4 protein-coding genes and 1 pseudogene are annotated in these 5,348 nt (G+C 55.9%); 2 read left to right on the top strand and 3 right to left on the bottom strand.

The genetic code is table 11. The features are described 5' to 3' along the window. Positions 1 to 520 (bottom strand): annotated as a pseudogene (locus EOA27_RS20155) (hypothetical protein); the annotation flags it as partial. Next, positions 517 to 2,070, bottom strand: a complete 1,554-nt coding sequence (locus tag EOA27_RS20150; protein ID WP_127256974.1) for an adenylate/guanylate cyclase domain-containing protein — start codon at positions 2,068 to 2,070, stop codon at positions 517 to 519. The gene EOA27_RS20150 and the pseudogene EOA27_RS20155, both read right to left, overlap by 4 nt. Positions 2,071 to 2,410: 340 nt before the next feature. Here EOA27_RS20150 and EOA27_RS20145 point away from each other — a divergent pair, with 340 nt between their 5' ends. Both EOA27_RS20145 and EOA27_RS20140 read left to right on the top strand, forming a co-directional pair. Continuing rightward, positions 2,411 to 3,238 carry a type IV toxin-antitoxin system AbiEi family antitoxin gene (locus EOA27_RS20145; RefSeq protein WP_127256972.1) on the top strand — a complete coding sequence of 276 codons (828 nt, stop codon included), beginning with the start codon at positions 2,411 to 2,413 and terminating at the stop codon, positions 3,236 to 3,238. Beyond that, positions 3,235 to 4,092 carry a nucleotidyl transferase AbiEii/AbiGii toxin family protein gene (locus EOA27_RS20140; protein WP_127256969.1) on the top strand — a complete coding sequence of 286 codons (858 nt, stop codon included), beginning with the start codon at positions 3,235 to 3,237 and terminating at the stop codon, positions 4,090 to 4,092. The genes EOA27_RS20145 and EOA27_RS20140 overlap by 4 nt, the downstream gene beginning before the upstream one ends. A gap of 277 nt (positions 4,093 to 4,369) precedes the next feature. On the opposite strand, the gene EOA27_RS20135 is transcribed toward EOA27_RS20140, so the two are convergent. Continuing rightward, the coding region (locus EOA27_RS20135; RefSeq protein WP_127256967.1) for an IS110 family transposase at positions 4,370 to 5,348 on the bottom strand (979 nt) is incomplete at its 5' end.

Below are 5,348 nucleotides of genomic sequence, written 5' to 3'. Positions count from 1 at the left end.
GTACTATGCAGTCGACCTTCCCTTCCAGGGGCACGTCTTGAGAGGCGGCAAATTCCAGCAAAGAGGTCGTCGCTGCAAGCCGGCTCACCGACCAACGAAGATCCTGGCCGAGGGTCGTCTGATGCCGAGATGGGATTTCGGAGCTTGGTGTTCGCTCCACCTCCATTTCAAGCAGACTAAAGGCACTTCGAACCATATCCGCGCCTGTAAAATCCGAGTTCCAGTTGTCGGCGCCAATTTCAAGACATAGCTCACCGCCAGCTCCCCACTGGTGGCTGGACCATCTCGACGTGTCGCCTCGTGGCATCACGAGCGGCGGTGAATGAGGAAAATGGTTGGGATATCGAAGATAAATCGGAAATACGCGTTCGCCGATCAAGATGTCGGCGTCCCAAACCAAACGAAGATGTTCATCGATTCGCCAATCGAGCGGGCGTAACCATTGGACTTCCCCAACGAGCGCTTCGATGGCGAGCCGCTCGTGCCGAGATCGGTCCGCGTTCTGAAAATACCAGATCAAGAAAAGCCGTCTTTCTTGGCTGGTCCGGTTGGGCGATTCTGAAAACTGTAGGGGCTTGCGGGAGCTGACGCAGGTTTTAGTAAACCGGCGGCTGCAAAGGCCGCCGCTGCCTTGGCGACCTTGTCGCCTTTGGACGACAACTCGCTAACGGCCGCATCGTAATCCAAATTGGCCCGCTTCCGCCTCGAACCAAAAATACCGCGAACTGCATCATTGCCTTTGTCATAAGCATTCTGCCCGATAGCGGTTTCATGTTCTCCGCAACGATGCTGCTCCCGTTCCGCCTGGATGACTCCCCGGCTTACAGAACACCGGACAAGCGCCCCTTTTACTCCGAGCCTCGTGACTGTCATCGGTCCGAATTCGAACCCGACAGCAAGACCAAGGTCTGTCGCATCAGTCCCGTCGTCTTGCAGTTTCTCGATTGCCAAGTCGAAACTGCTTCGCATTCCACCGGCGCAGAGCACCATATTGCTGATCGTCGTCTCGTTATCGGTAGTCTGAGCAGTGCCCTCGACGAGAAGGCCATGCACACAATCGCCGATGAAACGAACCTTCCGGCCTGAAAAATCTTTGTGAAGAACGGCATCGAGTTCGCTGCGAATGACATGAAGTGCGCGCACGACGTGCTTTGCACCACTGTCGTCGCCAATGTTTGCGCTGACGTAGTTGGTGAAGTTGTCTATGTCGGCGTAAACTGTCGCGGCGTCTTGCCGGCGCGAATTCCGGACCGACAGCGTTTCAATATCGAGAGTGCTGTACGGCGGCGTGTGACCGCTGAAGCTGAAAGAACCAATTGGGTTGTTGGTCAAGTCAGTCTTCCACTCAGAGACGATCTGATCTGCTGTCACGCTAAGATTGGCTGATTTTTGCGATGCTTCGATTTCCGACGCCGAAAGCGGATTGACGTCTGGATTGTCGACGTCCTTCAATCCAATCACTTTGCGCGCGAGGTTCGTCAGATAAATCCCGGTGGCTTTCCCTCCTCCAGCCCGCTTGGCTGCGTGGTTGGCCGGCTCACCCAAAAAAAGTGGTTCACGGTGCCCGCGGCGGCCATTGCTGACGGCAAGGGCCTTCCCACTGTCAATACCCACTCGAACTTTTGCCGCAGGGTGGTCAGCGTCTTCCCCTGTTTGCTTCAGGACATCAATGATCAGCTGACCAATTGCCACGGCGCGGTGAACACGTCCGTTCTCAGTATCGTACGGCTTAGTGACCACTGAATGTAGGCGCTGATTGTGAAAATCGACGAAAAGCGCGTCGACTTCTTGCAGAATTCGATGCACCGCGCGATAGTGGAGGTTAAGAAAACGCAACGTCCGTTTGTGGCAGGTTTCCCCCTCTACGGCCGTTACATTCAACATATCATCAAGATTGACGATATCGGCATACAAATGCGCGCCATCCACGCGATACGCTACCGTGCGTGGAAGGTTGTCGAGGTTTGTGTCGCGAACATATTTTCGGATTTCAATGTCCTGGAGGCGGACTTCGCTCAGCCTAGTTTGAATGCGCTTCGCAGCACGATCACGATTCCAAGTCCGGGCCATAGTTTCCCTCAAAAAATCTGCCAACATAAGCAGTGGTAGTGTATGTTCATGATAAGTTCCATCGGAAATTGATGGAATTTACCTGACAACCGTGTGGCTTGTGCCGTGCAATCGGAATATGGGCATTCAACTCCTAATTTCCCAGAGGCTCGCAGGGGTGTTCTGACGGCACGTCCATCAATGACCGCTAATTGGTTTTGCGCACCTCAGCGGTAATTGATAACAGCTAGAACACCATTTCAAGTTGGATTCTCCGCGCTAGGAACGGAGTCTCCGGCACGATTTGTCTGATTCTCGCAACTCATGTTGAATGTTCCGCACTAAACGCGGATAATCGGACATGGTTTATGATCAACGCTCTGCCCTCTCGACCTATATGGCGAACCTGCTTTCTGCCGGGCGCGTCGTATTCTCGATTAGTGAAGCTGAGCAGGCGTTGGACCTAACGCACGGCGCGTTCCTCGATGCTGCAGAACGGTTGCAGCGCCGAAAGCATCTACTCAACCCACGGCAAGGCTTCTACGTGATCGTTCCACCCCAGTTCGCCTCCTGGGGTGCTCCGCCACCTTCCTGGTACATCGACGCTCTGATGCTTCATGAAAACCAGCCCTATTATGTGGGGCTGCTAAAGGCCGCCGAAATGCACGGCGCTACGCATCAGGCAGTTATGGAGTTTCAAGTTGTTGCCCCAAAGCGCATTCCCAAGATCCGGGCTGGGCGAAACCTGATCTCATTCTCCTACCGCAAAGACATGGGCGCCGTCGCAAGCGGCATCGAAGAGCGCAAGACCGATACCGGCACGATGAAGGTATCGTCCAGCGCGCTGACCGCTCTCGACTTATTGCGCTATCCACAGGCATCAGGCGGACTCGACAATATCGCGACCGTGCTGAACGACCTTGGTCCGATGATCGATGCGACGAAACTTGCCGAACTGGCGGCGGCCGCTGAACGGCCGGTTGTCCAACGGCTTGGCTACCTTCTTGACCGACTAGGTCATGGCGACCGAGCCGAAGGCATGCTGAAGACTCTAAACGATCGGAGAGTGCCGCCTTGGACCGAGCTGGATAGAAAAGAGGCCCGCGATCCGGACTTTGCGCCAGAGCCGATTGAGCGCAATTCCAAATGGCATGTAATTGTTCGCCGTGAGCCGGAGGTGGATGAGTGATTCCGACTCAAAACATTGTCGCATGGAGCAACGTCGTACCGTGGGCCGATCAGCGTCAGATCGAACAGGATCTGATCATTAGTCGCGCCATCGTCGAAATTTTCTCGGATGCAATGCTCCGCGAAGAGCTACGCTTCCGTGGCGGCACGGCACTCAACAAGCTGCATTTTGCCTCTCCCCTGCGATATTCCGAGGACATTGATCTGGTTCGGACTTTGAATGGGCCAATCGGGCCTATTCTTGACCGGCTGCGCGCGGTGCTAGAGCCGTGGCTCGGAAAGGGCCAATTCGAGCAGAGCCCCATTGCACCTAAGCTCCGGTTTCGTGTCGAACCGGAAGACGGGAGCGGTGTCTTGATCCGGCTGAAGGTCGAGATCAATACTCGCGAGATCACGGCATTCGATCCGCCTGCCAAAATTAAATTTGCCGTCGAGAACCCTTGGTTCACCGGTAAGGCCGATGTGTCGACGTTCTCGCGGGAGGAAATGCTAGCGACGAAACTGCGGGCGCTGCTCCAGCGCGACAAGGGTCGCGATCTATACGACCTTGCTTATGCGCTCGAAACATTTGAAGGCCTGGATTCCAAGCGTGTCACCGACCTTTTGACCCAGTATCTTAAATTGTCTGGCCAAGCTATTTCTCGGGCTCAGGCAGAGGAGCGTATGCTCGCCAAACTCGCAAACCCGCGCTTTCTAACCGACATGAGACCCCTGCTGCCTGCAACTCAGGCTATGCTCCTAACAGACGAGTCCACCAAAGCCTCTTTCCGAGATGTGTTTGCGAGATTCATCGAGCGAATGCCTGGAACGGCCTGGGTTCGCACGGGAGAAATGAAGGACCGTTTCGGTATCTAAGAGCCCGCGTTGAAGGGGTCATGTGTGGATGTTCTCCGCATTGCAAGGGGTTTGATGACGATCTGAACAGAACGGTCGGGTGCAAGCCATGTGTCCGGCCTCAATGAAGCAGCACTCCTGGCTGCGGGCCCTGATGAAGTTAGCGGGTCGGATCCCAATCAGAACATCGAGCATTATGCTCATAACCCCTAGCGGGCTATTCCGGCCCCCGGCTCGACCGGTTTGTCATCACATCATCGTTCACCCTCGCAACTCGAAATACGTCGTCGTCGAATTTTCAGGCTGGCAATGCGCCAGCAGAGTGTTCGTTGCGATAGGTGCTGCCTTTGGCGAGGACGCACCACACAATTCGCGCCATTTTGTTCGCCAATGCCACGGCGACGACCCTGAAGGGTCGGCGGCCGAGCAATCTCATGATCCACGCCGAGCCTTTGGTGGTCCTGCCCCAGCGCAAGACCGCGTGGGCTCCGACAATCAGAAGTCGTCGTATGTATTGATCGCCCATCTTTGAGATTTTCCCGTGCCGATCTTTGCCGCCGGTGGAATTTTGTCGTGGCACCAGGCCGAGCCATGCCGCGAAATGTCGACCGGACGAAAATGCTGAGGGGCTGGTTACCGTCGCTGCCAGGACGCTTGCGGTGATCGGGCCGACGCCTGGAATTGTCTCGAGCCTACGGCTAGTTTCGTTCTGCCTGTGCCCAGCGTGAATCGCGCGATCGAGAGTGCCAATCCTTCCCTGGATATCCTGCAGTTGGTCGACGATCACCTCCATGCAATGCCGCATAAGTGGTTCTACGCGTTCATCGGCGTCGTCTTTGACGAGCGAGATGAGTTCCTGGACTTTCGGAAGCCCCAGCGCCGCGACAATGCCGACTTCGGCCAGATGTCCGCGCAAGGCGTTCACGAGCATCGTGCGTTGCCGCACAAGGAGATCGCGCGTGCGATGAAGCATTATGACGGATTGCTGTTCGATGCTTTTGACAGGAACAAAGCGCATCGTCGGCCGTGTCACCGCCTCGCAAATGGCTTCGGCGTCGTTGGCGTCATTCTTCCCACGCTTGACGTATGGCTTCACATAGCTCGCCGGCATCAGCCGTACATCATGCCCGAACGCCATCAATTCCCGAGCCCAGTGATGGGCGGTGCTGCATGCCTCCATGCCAATGCGGCACGGGCTCAGCGCGCCAAAGAAAGGAAGCATCTCGGTGCGTCGTAGACGCCGGCGCACCACAACGCGCCCTTCGCCATCAATGCCG

It is taken from the genome of Mesorhizobium sp. M2A.F.Ca.ET.037.01.1.1 (assembly GCF_003998075.1).
In the GTDB taxonomy this organism is placed as follows: domain Bacteria; phylum Pseudomonadota; class Alphaproteobacteria; order Rhizobiales; family Rhizobiaceae; genus Mesorhizobium.
The sequence above is the reverse complement of the archived record's forward strand: the minus strand, read 5'-3'. Positions and strand labels throughout refer to the sequence as shown.